The sequence below is a fragment of the Nonomuraea sp. NPDC050540 genome, from assembly GCF_044457485.1.
GTDB lineage: Bacteria > Actinomycetota > Actinomycetes > Streptosporangiales > Streptosporangiaceae > Nonomuraea.
In genome coordinates this window covers 805,817-821,144 of sequence record NZ_JBITHA010000003.1, presented here as the reverse complement: position 1 = coordinate 821,144, position 15,328 = coordinate 805,817, and the positions used below count along the sequence as shown (strand labels likewise).

Annotated in this window: 11 protein-coding genes and 1 pseudogene; 4 read left to right on the top strand and 8 right to left on the bottom strand. The window is 74.3% G+C overall.

The features are described 5' to 3' along the window. Positions 1 to 54: 54 nt before the first annotated feature. Positions 55 to 2,646: a CHAT domain-containing protein gene (locus ACIBI5_RS14145; RefSeq protein ID WP_397246663.1), complete on the bottom strand. Its 2,592-nt coding sequence runs from the start codon at positions 2,644 to 2,646 to the stop codon at positions 55 to 57. 58 nt (positions 2,647 to 2,704) lie between these two features. Between ACIBI5_RS14145 and ACIBI5_RS14140 the strand changes: the two genes are divergently transcribed. The 3 genes from ACIBI5_RS14140 to ACIBI5_RS14130 all read left to right on the top strand — a co-directional run bounded on the left by ACIBI5_RS14140 (position 2,705) and on the right by ACIBI5_RS14130 (position 5,090). Further along, on the top strand, positions 2,705 to 3,952 hold the full coding sequence (locus ACIBI5_RS14140; protein WP_397246661.1) for a S8/S53 family peptidase: 1,248 nt from the start codon (positions 2,705 to 2,707) through the stop codon (positions 3,950 to 3,952). Positions 3,953 to 4,078: 126 nt separating this feature from the next. After that, the gene (locus tag ACIBI5_RS14135; protein WP_397246659.1) at positions 4,079 to 4,627 is read left to right on the top strand and encodes an RNA polymerase sigma factor; all 549 of its coding nucleotides are present in this window, start codon (positions 4,079 to 4,081) and stop codon (positions 4,625 to 4,627) included. Between the two features lie 4 nt (positions 4,628 to 4,631). After that, entirely contained in the window at positions 4,632 to 5,090 is a 459-nt protein-coding gene (locus ACIBI5_RS14130) for a hypothetical protein (protein WP_397246657.1), read from the top strand. Between the two features lie 2 nt (positions 5,091 to 5,092). Here ACIBI5_RS14130 and ACIBI5_RS14125 read toward each other — a convergent pair whose 3' ends face one another. The 6 genes and pseudogenes from ACIBI5_RS14125 to ACIBI5_RS14100 all read right to left on the bottom strand — a co-directional run bounded on the left by ACIBI5_RS14125 (position 5,093) and on the right by ACIBI5_RS14100 (position 10,770). Further along, positions 5,093 to 6,619: a matrixin family metalloprotease gene (locus ACIBI5_RS14125; RefSeq protein ID WP_397246805.1), complete on the bottom strand. Its 1,527-nt coding sequence runs from the start codon at positions 6,617 to 6,619 to the stop codon at positions 5,093 to 5,095. A gap of 9 nt (positions 6,620 to 6,628) precedes the next feature. After that, positions 6,629 to 6,865, bottom strand: a pseudogene (locus ACIBI5_RS14120) (peptidoglycan-binding domain-containing protein); the annotation flags it as partial. 74 nt (positions 6,866 to 6,939) lie between these two features. Further along, a complete protein-coding gene (locus ACIBI5_RS14115) occupies positions 6,940 to 7,347 on the bottom strand; it encodes a hypothetical protein (protein ID WP_397246655.1) in 408 nt (135 codons plus the stop codon). After that, the gene (locus ACIBI5_RS14110) at positions 7,331 to 7,897 is read right to left on the bottom strand and encodes an RNA polymerase sigma factor (RefSeq protein ID WP_397246653.1); all 567 of its coding nucleotides are present in this window, start codon (positions 7,895 to 7,897) and stop codon (positions 7,331 to 7,333) included. Before ACIBI5_RS14110 ends, ACIBI5_RS14115 begins: the two co-directional genes overlap by 17 nt. Before the next feature lie 4 nt (positions 7,898 to 7,901). Beyond that, positions 7,902 to 9,071: a S8 family serine peptidase gene (locus ACIBI5_RS14105; RefSeq protein WP_397246651.1), complete on the bottom strand. Its 1,170-nt coding sequence runs from the start codon at positions 9,069 to 9,071 to the stop codon at positions 7,902 to 7,904. Positions 9,072 to 9,195: 124 nt separating this feature from the next. Continuing rightward, positions 9,196 to 10,770 carry a PQQ-dependent sugar dehydrogenase gene (locus ACIBI5_RS14100; protein ID WP_397246649.1) on the bottom strand — a complete coding sequence of 525 codons (1,575 nt, stop codon included), beginning with the start codon at positions 10,768 to 10,770 and terminating at the stop codon, positions 9,196 to 9,198. Between the two features lie 335 nt (positions 10,771 to 11,105). On the opposite strand from ACIBI5_RS14100, the gene ACIBI5_RS14095 reads away from it, so the two are divergent. Beyond that, positions 11,106 to 12,707, top strand: a complete 1,602-nt coding sequence (locus ACIBI5_RS14095) for an alpha/beta hydrolase (RefSeq protein WP_397246647.1) — start codon at positions 11,106 to 11,108, stop codon at positions 12,705 to 12,707. Here ACIBI5_RS14095 and ACIBI5_RS14090 read toward each other — a convergent pair. Next, positions 12,691 to 15,327 (bottom strand): sugar-binding protein, encoded by a 2,637-nt coding sequence (locus tag ACIBI5_RS14090; protein WP_397246645.1) that lies wholly within the window; start codon positions 15,325 to 15,327, stop codon positions 12,691 to 12,693. The genes ACIBI5_RS14095 and ACIBI5_RS14090 overlap by 17 nt on opposite strands. Position 15,328: the final 1 nt, after the last annotated feature.

Below are 15,328 nucleotides of genomic sequence, written 5' to 3'. Positions count from 1 at the left end.
TACGGCATAAGCGATTGTCTCCGACCACAATACCTTAGGCCGTAAGGAGTTACGTCATCCCGCTCCGAACGACTGGAACGACCACCCCGTCGCCACCGCCACCGGGTCGCCGGCGCACTCGCGGCGAGCGGCCGTCAGCGCGGCGGGCAGCGCCGCGCCGGCGCGCAGTTCCCGGTGCAGGCTCACCATCAGCGGCACGGCGGCCGCGTCGTTGACCGGGACGACGCTGGCCACCACCCCGGCCGTGCCCAGCTTCACCAGGCAGGCCACCAGACCGAGCAGCTCGTCGGCGCCCGCCGCGGCGCCGCGCCCCGACTCGCAGCTCGACAGCACGACCTGCCGCGGCGGACGGCGCAGGCGCTCCAGGTCGTAGACCGTCAGCGGCCCGTCGTCCACGCGCAGCGCCGAGAACAGCGGGCTGTCGGCGCGGAAGGTCCCGTGCGCGGCGATGTGCGCGAGCCGCCGCCCCTCCATCGCCGCCAGGATCCTCGGTACGGTCGCCGTCCCGTCCCCCAGCACGACCGGGCCGGCGTGCCCGGCGGCGATCTTCGGCACCTCGGCGCCCTTCGAGGCCAGGCCGGGCCCGCGTACCAGCACCACGCCCTCGCCGTCCGCGCCCGGCTCGCGGGCGCGCAGCCAGGAGGCGGCCGACGGCGCCACGCTCACCACGCGCTCGCGCAGCGACGGCAGCATGCTCCACGGCACCCCGTGCAGGCGGCCGGGCGGCACGATCACCACGTCACGGCCGCCGAGCGCCCGGCCGGACGCGCCGAGCAGCAGCCGTTCCAGCTCGGCTCCCGCGCTCTCCAGCTGGTTGAGCAGCGTCACGGGGGCGAGCGTGGAGCGGCCGTGGGCCAGGCGTGACAGCGCGAACCTGGCCAGGTGCAGTTGCCGCGCCGCCTGCTCCAGCGGCCCCGCGGGCAGCCGCCTGACCCGGCCGTCGCCGCACAGCAGGACGTGCAGGCGGCCGTCGACCTCGACGAGTTCGAGCAGCAGGTCCCCGCCCAGCGCCGCCAGCAGCCTGGCGGGGTCGAAGGGCGGGCAGGCGATCCGGTCGCCGCGGGCGCGCAGCGCTCTGGCCCGTGCCGCGCGCTCCAGCCGTACCTGCTCGGCCTGGAGGAGCGCGGTCGGCAGGCCGCGGGCGTGCGCGTCGGCCAGCCGGCCGGCGACCGCGCGGATCGCGGCGAGGTCGGACTGCAGGTCGGGGTCGTCGGGCGGGCGGGCCGGCGGGACGGCCAGCGCGCCGGCCCGCCACCGCTCGCTCCACGTCAGCAACATCCTCGGCCGGCCCGCGCGCAGGGCGTGGCGCTGGCCGAGCGCGGCCAGTTCCGCGCCCTGGGCGGTGGCCTGGGCGCGCAGTTCCGAGGAGCCGAGAGTGCCGCGATGCTCGTCGATGACGGCGAGGCCGCGGCCACAGGCGTGCAGGAGCGCCCGCGCGTCGCCTTCGAGCTGCGCGAGCAGCGCGTGGGCGAGCCAGCCCGTGGTCCGCGCCTGCGCGGGCCCGCCCCGCCGCGCCCGCGCCGCCGCCGTGAGGTGCTCGCGCGCCACGCGGGTACGGCCGAGCGCGAGCGCGATCCGGCCGGTCAGCAGGTGTCCGAGCGGCAGGTGCGGCGAGGAGAGCGCGGCCAGGTCGCGCACGCACGCCCCGGCCGCCCGCAGCAGCGTGCCGGTCGGCGACCCCGCGGCGAACTCGGCCCGCACCATCACCAGCCGCGCGTGCGCCCGCCACCACCGGCGCCGCTGCCGGTCGAACAGGCGGGCGGCGCCTCCGGCACGTTCCAGCGCGGCGGCGGGGCGGCCCGCCGCGAGGGCGCACTCGGCAGCGGTCAGCATGAGCTCTGCCTGTTTGGAGCGCTGCCCGCGCGTACCGAGCAGCCGCTCGATGGCCTCGTCCGCCTCGGCCAGCGCCTCCTCGGGCAGCCCGGCGGTCAGCAGGGCGGCGCAGCGGTGCAGGCTCAGGGTGGCGTCGGCCGTGCCGAGCCGGTCGTAGTGGCGGGCGGCGGCGTCGAAGTGGCCGAGCGCGGCGGGCAGGTCGCCGACGCGCAGCGCCAGCACGCCGTGGTTGGCGGTGGCGTCGGCGGACTCCAGCTCCTGCCCCGTCTGGGCGAACAGCTCCCCGGCCCGGCCGAGATCGGCCGCGGCGCGGGCCGGCGCGCCCAGCGCGAGGTGACAGAAGGCCCGCTCGGTGCGGGCACGAGCCTCCCACAGCAGGTCACCGGCCACACGCAGGACGGAGATGGCGGCGTTCAGGTCGGCCAGCGCGGCCCGGTGGCGGCCCAGCACGAGCAGCACGCCGCCGCGCCTGAGCAGGATGCGGCCGTGGGTCAGGCCGGTGGACAGCCCGACGGCGGTGTTGAGCGCGGTGCGGCCGGAGGCGGTGCGCCCGGCGAAGACGAGCGCGACGCCGAGCGTGGCCAGCACGTCGGCCTCCCGCTCGGCCGAGCGGCACTTCCTGGCCAGCCGCCGGGCCGCGCGCAGTTCCCGGACCGCCTGCTCGATGTCGCCGAACTCGCGCAGCACGATGCCGATGGCCTGCCGGGCGAGGGAGGCGGCGTACGGGCCCGGATCGTCGGCCAGCAGCCGGCGGGCACGTTCCAGCGCCTCGTTGGGGCGCGACAGGGCGAGGGGGAGCAGGTCGGCCGCCATGATTCCGACAATGCGCGCCGGCCGTAGCGCTCGCAAGCCCTGCGGCGATGTACTGGCTATGGATGCGGTCTTCGAGGCGCAGTTCCGAGCCATCCAGCGCAGGATGGCGGCAAGGGGGGTATCCGCCGAGGTGGCGTGGACTCCCGACGGGCAGGTCGACTACGTGTACGAGGCCGATCGCCTCCTGGTGATCGACGAGGGCCGGAACGTGGGCCGGGTCAGGGAACTGCTGCCCGGCGCCGAGGTCGTTCCCGAGGAGCGGCAGCGGCCGGAAGGAGAGGATCGCCAGCCGGGCAACACCACGATGCTGGTGTCGATCGAGAACCTGGAGGACGGCCGGCGTACCGTGCCGGAGGCGCTCGACCTGCTGGAGGAGCGGGACGGCTCGGCCCGTGCCGCGGACGGGCCGCCGCTGGCCTCGCCCAACCACGTGCTGCACATCACCCGGCTGTGCCCGGCGGTCGAGCCCGAGGTGCCGGCCGGGATGCCCGCGCGGCCGTGGCCGCCGCAGCGGGACCCTGCCGGGAAGGCGCAGCGGATCCTGATCGGGATCGTGGACACCGGCATCCTCGAGGACCTCCCGCACCCCTGGCTGGCGGGGGTGCGCGGCGACGTCGAGCGGATCGGGCCGATCCTGCCCTCGGGGCTGGCGCACATCGAGCAGTTCCAGGGCCACGGGACCTTCGCCGCCGGGGTCGCGCGCTGCACGGCGCCGGACGCGGAGGTGTACGTCGCCGACCACTTCGCCGAGTCGGGGGCGGAGCGGGAGAACGTGATCATCAACAAGATCATCCGGCTGATCAGGGACCTGCGCCCGCAGGTCGTCAACCTGTCCGCGGGCACCTACACCCGCAACCGCTGGAACTCGCTGGGCTTCTCCCTGTTCCCCGATCTCTTCCCCGGCGTGCTGCTCGTGTGCGCGGCCGGCAACGACGGCACCAGCCGCCCCTTCTACCCCGCCGCCTTCCCGTGGGCGCTGGCCGTCGGCGCGCTCGGCCCCGACCAGAACCACCGTGCCTGGTTCAGCAACCACGGCCCGTGGGTGGACGTGTACACGCTCGGCGAAGGCCTGGTCAACGCCTACGCCACCGGCACCTACACCTACCGCGAGCCGCCCAGGCGTCCCGCCAGGCAGGACTTCACCGGCATGGCCCGCTGGGACGGCACCTCCTTCGCCGCGCCGCTGGTGGCCGGGATCGCCGCCGCCCACCTGGCCACGCACGGCGGCGGTCCCGAGGAGGCCAGGCGGGCGGTGCTGGACGCGAGCCGGCATCAGCAGGGTCTCGGGGCCGTTCTGCGGCTCTGACGTATCAGGGCGCCGCCGTCCGCCTCTGTAAGGAGTGAGAACGACTGTGACGGAGGCCGACATGATGCGCTTTCCTGGCGGCGCCCGCCGTATGAAAATGGCGTGATGCGCGATGATCCAGCGGTTGTGTCCCTTGTCCGGCGCGCACACGCCGGCGACAAGGACGCGTGGGACGAGATCGTGGAGCGCTACGCTCCGCTGGTGTGGGCGACCTGCCGGGCCTTCCGCCTCAGCCGGGACGAGGCCGACGACGTGGCCCAGACCGTGTGGCTGGCGCTGCTGGACCACCGGCTGCGCGAGCCGGCGGCGCTGCCGGGCTGGCTGGCCACGGTGACGCGGCGCGAGTGCGGCCGGCGCAGCGCCTCCGCGGCCTGGCAGCGCACGCACCTGAGGCCGTGGGCCGACCACGACGCGCCCGCCGACGACGGGCCGGTCGACCGCGAACTGCTGGAGGCCGAGCGCAACACCGCCCTCTACGCGGGCTTCCGCCAGCTGGGCGAGCGGTGCAGAACTCTGCTGTCCTTGCTGGTACGGCTGCCGCCGGCGCCGTACGAGGAGATCAGCACGACGCTCGGCATCCCCGTGGGCTCGATCGGCCCCACGCGCGGACGCTGCCTGGCGGAGCTGCGGCGGCGCCCGGAGGTCGCGGCGCTGATCCGCTCGGAGGGGGGCTGACGCGATGGAGACACCGTGGTGGACGGACGACGAGGCCCTGCTGGCCGCGCTCGGGGAGGCCACGCGGGCGGCCGAGGAGGTGCCGCCGGAGTTCGTGAGCGCGGCCAAGGTCGCGTTCCTGTGGCGTGACGTCGAGGCCGAGCTGGCCGGGCTGGTCTACGACTCGGCGCTGGACCGGGAGCTCGCGGCGGTCACCAGGGGCGGGCAGCGGGTGCTGATCTTCCGCACCGGCAAGGACACGATCGAGGCCGAGGTGGGACCCGAGACGCTCCTCGGGCAGTTGCTCCCGCCCCGGCCCGGTACGGCCGAGCGCCAGCTCGCGACCGGGGAGACCGAGACCACCCCGATCGACGAGGCCGGCTGCTTCGTCTTCCCCTCAGCGGCGTCCGGAACCTTCCGGATCCGCTGCCGCTCGCAGGAGGGCGTCGTGCGGACCCCTTGGGTGACCGGCGCGCCACGCTGAGGTCACGACCAGCCGTTGCTGGGCGCGGTCTGCCAGCGGTGCCAGAGCGCGGAGTCGGTGCCCTTGATGAAGACCTCCAGGCGCCCGTCGTGGTTGGTGGTGGCGATCGGGCCTTCGAGCATCTCGCCGCCGAGCCCGGACCAGCCGGACCAGCCGCCGCCGGGGCTGACCTGCCAGATGTGGTAGACGGTGTTGTCCAGGCCGCGGACGAACACCTCCAGCCTGCCGTCGCCGTTGCGGGCCACGGAGGGCTCGTCGATCCAGCCGCCGAGCGAGGCCCAGCCGGACCAGCCGCCGCCGGGGGTGACCTGCCAGATGTGGTGCAGGGCCGAGTCGGAGCCCCGGACGAACACCTCCAGCCGGCCGTCGGGGTTGACGCCGACCACGGGGTCCTCGATCCAGCCGCCGAGCCCGTGCCAGCCGGACCAGCCGCTGTTCGGAGCCGTCTGCCAGTTGTGGTAAAGCCCGCCGTCGGTGCCCCGGCCGAAGATCTCCAGCCGCCCGTCGTGGTTGCGCCCGACCGCGATGCGCCCCTGGATGACGCCGCCGAGCCCGGACCAGCCGGACCAGCCGCCACCGGGGGTGACCTGCCAGTTGTGGTAGACGGCGCCGTCGGTCCCGCGGACGAAGACCTCCAGCCTGCCGTCGGCGTTGCTGCCCACGGCCGGGTCCTCGATCCAGCCGCCGAGCCCGTGCCAGCCGGACCAGCCGCTGTTCGGAGCCGTCTGCCAGTTGTGGTAAAGCCCGCCGTCGGTGCCCCGGCCGAAGATCTCCAGCCGCCCGTCGTGGTTGCGCCCGACCGCGATCCGCCCCTGCAGGACCCCGCCCAGGCTCGACCAGCCGCTCCAGCCGCCGCCGGGACTCGTCTGCCAGTTGTGGTGCACGGCGTTGTCGGTGCCGCGGACGAAGACCTCCAGGCGGCCGTCGGCGTTCGTGCCCGCGGCCGTGGCGAAGACGATGCCCTGCAGCGACGACCACTGCGCCCGCGCGCCGTAGATGGAACGGATGCCCTGGATGTCGTCGTCGCTGAGCTCGCGGCGTACGCCCTGGTAGGACGGGAACATGACCGCGTTGTTGTCGGCCGAGTGGGCCAGGCCCAGCCCGTGGCCGATCTCGTGCAGCGCCACCGTGTAGAGGTCGAACCCGCTCGGCGGTACGTTGACCGACCAGGTCTCGTCCTCGTCGAAGTGGCAGTCCCCGGCGATGTCGCCGCCGTTGGGCGGCGGGTAGAAGCAGTGCGCGAGCACGCTGCCCTGGCCGTCGAAGGGGAAGCCGTCACCGTGGTCGCGGGCCGCCCAGGCGATCCGGATCTGGCCGTTGTTCCCGACCTCGGTGAAGGTGAGGTTCGTGACCGCCGCCCACCGGTCGAAGGCCGCCCGCAGCGCCGCGCGCTGGTCGGCCTCCGACACGTCCGGGCTGAAGGGCGGGGTGAAGCTGTAGGTGACCTCGTTAGCCGGCCACCGGTTGCCCTGGGCGACGAACTGGCCCGCCGACGGCTGGTCGGGGAAGCCGCAGCGCGGGGTGCGCATCATCGTCAGCGTTTCCTCGTTCAGCGCGCCGGTCGGCTCGATGCCGTGCTGGCGCTGGTACTCCGAGAGCGCCAGTTCCATCCGGTCGTCGAACAGCGTCAGGTCCTCCGGGGCGAAGACGACCGCCGGACGGAACAAGGCGTTGCCGGTGCGCAGGCCCGGGTTGGGGAAGTAGCCGAAGCGCTTGAGGAACAGGTAGAGCTGCCGCACGTCGGGACCGGAGTCGCCGTGCTTGAGAGGGATCATGAAGATCGCCTTTCTGCGTGGGAACGTTCCGTTCACCCCTACGGAGGCGGGCGAACCCCCCGTGATACATCCGGTCAGCCGAGAATCCAGCCGGTGACGATCTTCCTGCCGCCGGCCGTACGGCAGAGCAGATAGAACGGGAAGCCCGGCAGCGGCCGGATCGTGAAGCGGCCCGGCTCGCCCGGCGTGGCCGGGTGGGACGGCGGGCACGGGCCGCGCGCCTCCACTTCGGCGGGCTGGGCGGGCGTGAGGCGGACGACGAGCGTGTCGGCCGCGATCTCCACCTCGATCGTCAGCCCGGCGGCGTGGTAGATCCTCCTGTCCAGGTCGCCTCCGGCGAGCTCGGCGTCGGCCACACGCCAGGAGAAGACCGCCTTGCCCGCCGCCACCGCCTCGGGCGGCACCCGCTCCCCCGCGCGCAGCGCCCTCGCCAGCGCCTCCAGCAGCCGCTCGTCGCTCCAGCGGTCATAGCCCCGCGGCATGCCCGCTCCCCTCCAGGATGCGGCGGAGCCTGGCCAGGCACCGGCCGCGGCTCGGGCCGATCCCGCCGACCGGCATGCCGAGCCGCTCGCCGATCAGCGCGTACGGCAGCGGCTCCGGGCCGAGGCACAACGCCAGCAGGTCGCGGCAGCGCGGCTGGAGCTGGGCGAACGCGCGGCGCAGGAGCAGGTCGCGCTCGGCCTTCTCCAGTTCCTCGCCGATCAGGTCCGCCCCGGTCTCCGGCTCGAAGTCCAGCGGCCGTTCCACGCCGCCGCGCCGCTGGACCTCCCGCGCGCGGCGCAGGCACTCCCGGTGGGCGGTCCTGGCCAGCCAGCCGGGAAGGGCGGCCGGTTCGCGCAGGGTGTCCAGGTTCTCGACCAGGCGCAGCCACACCGTCTGCGCCGCGTCGTCGGAGTCGGGCCGCACCAGGCGGAAGCGGCGGCACATCGACCACACCAGCGGGGAGTAGCGCTCGACGATCTCGTCCCAGGCCGCCTGGTCGCCCTTTCTCGCCCGCGTGACCAGGGCCACGACCTCCGGGTCGTCCCTCATCGGCTCAGGTCTGGCCGGGGGGATGGATGTCGGGTGCCGCCGGGCGGTGAAGCAGGTACTCCTTGGCCTCCCTGACGCTGGATCCGCGCCGGTGGGCCAGGCCCGCGATGGCGCCGCTCACCGCCGCCGCGGCGAACGAGGTCCCGCTCCAGGTGGCGGCTCCGGAGTAGAAGGCCTCCTCGCCCTTGGGCAGGCTCACCTTGCCCTCCAGGTAGGTCGAGGTGACCCCGGCCCCCGGGGCGTGCAGGGCCACCCACGACGCCTTCGGGCTGAACTCCGCCTCGGCCCCCACCGCCACCACACCCCCGCAGGCGGCGGGGAACGCCTTCGCGTGCCGCCGCCCGCCCGGCTCGGCCCCGTGGTTGCCCGCCGCGGCGACCAGCACGGCCTGCTCCCTGAGGCGCGCCACCGCGCGCTCGATGACCAGCGGCGGCTCGTCGTCGGCGGTGAAGCAGACGAAGGACAGCTGCAGAAGGTCCACCTCCTCGGCGACGAAGCTCACCATGCGGGTGGCGACGTCCCAGGAGTCGGCGCAGACGGCGTCCTCGTCCAGTCCGGCCCGCACGACCAGCTCCGCGTCGGGGGCGTGGGCGGCGATGATCCCGGCGACGAACGTGGCGTGTCCCGCCAGCATCGGTGTGGGCGCCTCGCGCACCCGTGGCAGCAGGGCCGCCGAGTCCGCCATGAACCGGCCCGCGAGCTGGTCGTGCGGCCAGATCGGGGTGTCCAGGATGCCGACGCGGAGCCTCGGGTGGCCGGTCAGGGTTCTGGGCGCCAGCCGTACCCCGGCCGCGACGTCGCGCGGGGCGCCCGTGGAGGCGAGTCCTTCGACGTTCTCCACCAGCCGGTGCTTGCCGACCAGGAACTCCGGGCGTTCCTCCCGCAGCGCGCGCAGCAGCAGGTCCAGATCCTCCACCGGCGTCCTCGCGCCCCGCGCCACCAGGTCCCGCCGTTCGCGTAACGTCCGTGCCACCGCCGGCAGTCCGACGACCTCGATCCACGCCAGTCCGAGCAGGGCGCTGCCCGCCTCGTCGTCCCGCCGCACCCACGCGGGGCCGTCGCCGCCCGCCCACGCGTCGATCAGGCGCGTGACCGCTTTGAGGTGCACCAGGTCGACGACGAGCTCGTCCTCGTAGTACTGCTCCACGCCGGTGTCGGTGATCCGGCCGCTCATGTGACCCTCCGGGGTGCGAGTGACGTGCCACCTGTACGGAGGGCGCTGAGGGCCGGGTGATACATCCGGCCCGCTGAATCACCGGGGTGGGGTGCCGTGTGGGGTGGGCGCGGCACCCCCGGGGTCAGGACCTGGTGATGCGGACGCTGTCCAGGCCGGCCTCCAGGAGGCTGGCGGTGGCGGCGTCGTTGGCCTGGACCTCCAGCTGGACGGTCTGGCCGGCGAAGGCGGTCAGGTCGGCACTGGCCTGCTGCCACGCGCCCGCCACCTGGGATGCCGCGCCCAGGCGCTCGTAGACGGTGGTGCCGCCCACGCGTACGCGCAGGTAGTCGGCCGAGGAGGAGTTGTTGAGGTGGGACAGGTAGGCGGAGAAGGTGAGGGTCAGCCGGGTGGCGGCGGGCAGGGTGATCTGCGGCGAGCGGATGGTGGTCAGGCCGCCGTCGACGTCGTTGGCGCCCGCCTGGCTACCGGCGGTGCGGCCGGTGACCAGGGCGTTGGCGCCTCCGGCGGCGTTGCCGGGCTGGATGGTGGCGCCGGAGTACGTGGTGGGCTCGGGGTCGCCGCGCTCCCACCGTCCTGACGTCGCCGTGTCGGACGGGCCCGGGGTGGTCCAGCCCTTGTCCGTCTCGAAGTCGTCCTCGTAGACCGTCTCGCCGCCGCCATCGTCTCCGGGCGGGAAGCGGACGACGCGGTCGTCCTGGGGTGCGGGGGTGCCGCGGCCGTCGCGGTTGCCGGTCAGGATCCAGAGGTGGCCGTCGGGTGCCACCGCGGCGTGGCGAAGCCTGCCGTACGTGCCCCGCAGCACGTTGTCGGGTGTGCCGCCCGGAAGAGGGACGCGCCAGAGGCGGGTGCCGCGCAGCGCGGCGGCGAACAGGGTGTCGCCGATGACGGCGGCGCCGCTCGGCGAGGCCTCCGCCGTGGTCCAGGTGACGAGGGGGTCGCGGTAGCGGGGCGCGCCGCCGTTGCCCTCGACGACGGGCCAGCCGTAGTTGCCGCCGGCGACGATCTGGTTGACCTCGTCCCAGGTGTTCTGGCCGAACTCGGTGGCGTACATCTGGCCGGCCGCGGTCCAGGCGAAGCCCTGCACGTTGCGGTGGCCGAGGGTGTAGACGAGGGAGCCGGCGTACGGGTTGTCCGGGGGAACGGTGCCGTCGGGGCGCATGCGCAGGATCTTGCCGCCGAGGCTCTGGAGGTTCTGGCTGTTGCCGGTCTGGTTGGCGTCGCCGGTGCTGGCGTAGAGCATGCCGTCGGGGCCGAAGTGGATGCGGCCGCCGTTGTGGATGCCGGACTTGGGGATGCCGCCGCGGATCAGGGTGGGCGTACCGGGGGCGGACAGGGTGAAGCGGACGATCCGGTTGTCGGAGGCGGCGGTGTGGTAGGCGTAGACGTAGCGGTCCTGGGCGTAGGTCGGGGATACGGCGATGCCGAGCAGCCCGCCTTCGCCGGAGGCCGAGACGCCGGGGACGCGGGCCACCTCGACGGGGGCGGCGCCGGGGCGTACCTGGACGATTCTGGCGCTGTTGCGTTCTGAGACCAGCGCGCTCCCGTCGGGCAGGAAGGCGAGGCCCCAGGGAATCTGCAGGTTGCTCGCCACTACTTCCGGACGGGTGAAGTCGATGTCGGCCGGCTGTGCGTGGGCCGGGGCGTGGAAAGCCGTCGCGATGAGGGTGGTCGCGATCAGCGTGCGAATAAGCACCATAACGCCGACATGACAAAAGCCAATAAACGCTGTCAAGGCCCGAAACCTCCGGCTGCCAGCCGAACAACCAACCGTATATCCGCCACATATCCGACCATCAGGCAGTATTTCTGGTCATTCCGGTTTTTCAGGGTTTCAGCGTTAGCCACCGCCCCACCAGACCCGACCACACCACCTTCCACCGCCCAAGATTCCCACCTCACTGCCACTCCACACACAACGCCATGCCGCACCACCCGATCCCGACATGGCTCCCCGGGTCGGCCGAACGGCCAGGTGATCTCCGTCGTCCGGCCGATACGCCGGGAAATCGGCGGCCGTTAGCGTCCCTGGACATGCCGATGATCCACACCTCCTTCCGCACGTCCCCGGGCCCGCGGGCCGGGCGGCGATGGGCGGGCCGCTTGGTGGCGGCCGGGCTCGGGGCGGCCCTGCTGCCCGCGCTCGCCCTGCCGGCCGCCGCCGTCACGACCACCGCTGACCAACCCGCCGCCGTCACGACCACCCCCGACCAACCCGCCGCCGTCACGACCACCCCCGACCCGGCTGTCGCCTGGGGCGCCTGCAAGGACGGGCGGCTCAAGCGGGCGGGCGCCCAATGCGCCAAGGTGCGCGTGCCGCTGGACTACGGCGATCCGGCGGGCCGTACCATCGAGATCGCGGTCTCGCGGGTCAAGGCCCAGGGCGAGAGGCGCGGCATCCTGCTGGCCAACCCGGGCGGGCCCGGCGGCGTGGGGCTGGGGTTCGCGGCGCATCTGCGGGCCACGTTGAAGGGCGTCGCCGGCCGGTACGACCTGATCGGGTTCGACCCGCGATTCCTCGGCGAGAGCACCCCGATCACCTGCGGCAAGCCGGGCCCCAAGCCCGAGCCGCCCCGCGCCACCTCTCCCCGGAGAGAGTTCGAGGAGTCGCTGCGCGCGGCCCGCGACACCGCGCGCCGCTGCCTGGACAAGGGCGGCAACAGGGAACTGCTGCCCCACGCCACCACGAACAACGTCGCCAGGGACATGGACGCCATCCGCGCCGCCCTCGGCGAGCGGAAGCTGTCCTACTTCGGCGTCTCCTACGGCGCCGACCTGGGCGCGGTCTTCACTCAGCTGTTCCCTGACCGGGTGGACCGCATGGTCATCGACTCCTCCAGCGACCCGAGGGCCACGCAGTACGAGCTGTTCCGGCAGTCGGGCCGGCCGCTTGAGCGGGCCCTGGACCAGTGGGCCCGCTGGGCCGCCGCCCGGCACGACCGTTACCGGCTGGGCCGTACCGGAGCGGAGGTGCGGGCGGCGGTGCGGCGGCTGGTCGAGGGCGCCGAGCGCAGGCCGCCTGTGGTGGACGGCGTGCGGCTGGACCCGGCCGTCCTGCGCCTGCTGCTGAGGCAGCTCGTCCAGCATCGGGAGCAGGACGAGGCGCTGGCCGGGGTGGTGCGCGACCTGGTGAACAGGCCGGTCAGGCCGGGACCCCACCTGCGGGCGATGCTGGACCTGCTCCGCTCGCCCGAACTGGCCGACAGCATGCTGGGCGCCACGTTCTTCATGTGCGGCGACGCCGGTTGGCCCGCGGGCGGGTGGCCGGACGATCCGGAGACCTACTGGCGGAACATGCGGGTCAGCCGGGCCGCGCAGCCGGTGTTCGGGCCGCTGGTCAACGGGATGATGGCGCCTTGCGCGTACTGGGAGGTGGGTTCGCGCGAACCGGTCACCGCGATCGGCAACGCCGTACCCGTGCTCATGCTGCAGGCCAGGTCGGACAATCTCGACGGCGCGCGCGTCCTGCACCGGCGGCTGCGCGGGTCGCGGCTGCTGACGGCGGAGATCCGCGCGCACGGCGTGTACGGGCGCGGCGCCGACGGCGGCAGTCCGCTGCCCTGCGCGGACCGCGCCGTCAACGCCTACCTCGGGGGTGGCGAGCTCCCCGGGAAGGACTTCAGCTGCCGCCCGTGAGGCGGGCCAGGGAGGCCTGCGTCCCGGGTCCGGCCCGCCACCCCGCGACCACCGCCGCCCTGCCGGACAACGCCCGGTCGAGTGGCACGCTGACCGTCGTGCTCCCCTTCCCGGGCACGGTGACCACGTGGCCGCCCGCCGTGCCCTTGGCGTCGCGCACGAACAGGTGCGCCTTGCCCGCCGCGCCCGTGACCAGCGTGACCTTGACCGAGTCCCCGCGGACCACGGCCGAGACGACCCGCCCGAAGGCCGCGCGCGCGACGGGCGGGCCGCCCGCGAGCGGCAGGCCCAGCCGTACGGCCTGCTCCAGCGACTCCGGCGAGTCCAGGCTGGACAGACCGGTGGCCGGGATCACCGGGTCGGGCGGCGTGGTGGGACGGCCGGCCGGCGGCTGGTAGCCGGGCATGGTGGCCAGGCCCCACCGGTACGGGTCTCCCTGTACGCCACCCCACGTGGACCAGCCGATCCGGGTCTGACCGGTCTTGTCCTGGGTGTCGGAGTCGTAGAAGAGGATGTTCACCCCGAGCCGGCCGGGGTCGACGGCGCCGGGCACCTGCTCCAGCGGAATGGCCAGTTCCACCGTGTAGCCGCCGTCCCCGGCCTTGGCGGCCACAGGCAGGTTCACCGGCCCTTGGCGGTTGTCGGCGTCGCGCAGCACGCACGGCGGTCCTTCGGCGGTCACCGGCAGCACCGCCGCCTTGAACGTCGTGGAGGTGTTCTCCGAGACGCCGCGCGGGTCGAGCGTCACCTCCAGCGCGTCGGTACGCCAGTGCCGCTTGCAGTCGGCGGCCGGCAGCTTGGTGCCTGCCACGTCGTCCTTGATCCGGGCCAGCACGTAGAGGGTGTCCTCGCGCCAGGCGAGCTTGGCCGTGCCCGAGCAGTCGGCCGGGGAGGCGCAGGCGCTGCCCTCCCAGAGCCGGGAGATGTCGAGCGCGGGCCCGGGGTACTCGCCGTCCGCCTCGGCCCCGTCCACGGTGGGCGCGGCGGCCGGGATCACGGTCGCCGGGACGAGCTCCAGCGCGGGCTTGCTCACGCTGGAGCCTTCCCCGCTGGTGGCGGTGATCGTGTAGGCGTAGTCGCCGCCCTCGTTGGAGGTCTTCAGCGAGGGGTCGGAGTTGGTGACGGTGAACGGCACGGTGACCGAGGCGCCGGGCGCCAGCCCGCTGTAGGGGGCCTCCACGCGGTCGGCGGTGAACCCATTCGGCGGTTCCACCTTCACGCTGCCCGACTGGGCGGTGCCCGAGACGTTCGTGACGACGACGCCGATCTGCCGCGAGCCGCCGGAGCCCAGCGTGAGCACCGGGGTGACCAGGCCGCGCAGCTGCGGGGCGAGCCCGCCTGCCCACGTCTCGTACTGGCCGACCTGGGGGAGCAACTGCTGCGTCACGCGTACGGCCGCGCCGACCTCGACCTGCCGGTCGGTGTACCCGCTCCCCCGCTCGGTGGCCAGGGTGGCGGCCAGCCGTACTCGCTGGCCGGTGGCGGCCCCCTTCGGCGGCGTCACCGTGAAGACGGCGGCGCCCCCGCGCCCGGCGGCGAGCCTGCCGAGCTCACCCGAGCCGCTGACCTGCCACCCGGCGGGCACGCGCAGCGTCACCGACGAGCGGCCGAGCGCCGCACGGCCCCGTACGGCGGCGCGCACGGTGAACGCCTTGCCCGGCCGCGCGTCGAAGGCGCTCGGGGTGAGCGTGAACTCGGTGCCGAGCGGCACCGTCCCCGGCGCCCTGACCAGCGCGCCGTCGAGGATCGCCGTCGGCGCCGCGGCGGCCTGGCCACCCGGAGCCGGGAACGGCACCCGCGCGTCGACCTGCGTGAACAGGTCGCAGCCGAGCTTGGCCGGATCCGTGGGCACGTCGGGGAACCCGGCCCAGCCCTGCGAGGCGTAGACGCGCTGGGCGTCGCGCTCGATCGCCGCCCACGTGCGTCCCTGGGCGGACGAGGCGCGCCCGCTCCACACGCCGTAGACATTGCGCACCGGGTCGGTGACGGCCGAGCAGCCGGGGCCGGCCGGCGCGGTGATGCCGCGCGCGCCGCCGAGCAGCAGGCGGGCGGGCGCGAACGGCCGCAGGCCCTCCTCGCGCAGTTGCTCGGGGAAGGCCTTGGGGTCGGCGGCGGCGTAGAACGCCTCGACGGCCAGCCTGGCGGCCTGCTGGTGGTTGCCGTGGTTGCCGGGCGACGGGGCGGGGTCCATGGTGAGCAGCACCTCCGGCCGGGTCTGCCGGACGATCCGCACGACCTTGGCCAGCGTGTCGCCGCCCCAGATCCGGTCGGTGAGCGGGGCGCTGACGGTGTAGTAGAAGTCGACGTCGTCGAGGTTGAACACGTCGGTGACGCCCGCCTTGGCGACCGCCCGGCGCTCCTCCCCCTCGCGCAGCAGGCCGAGCGCGGGCCCTTCCTCGGGACCGACGGCGTTGCCGCCGCCCTCGCCGCGGGTGACGGTCACGACGCCGGTGCGCACGCCGTGGTCTTCCTTCCACTGGCCGAGCGTGGACAGGCTGAAGGCCTCGTCGTCGGGGTGCGCGCCGACGAAGAGCACGCCCAGGTCGTTGTTCTTCGGCTCGGCCTGAGCGGGTACGGCGGGTGTCAGGAGGAGCAGCGAGGCGATTAAGGGTGTCAGCATG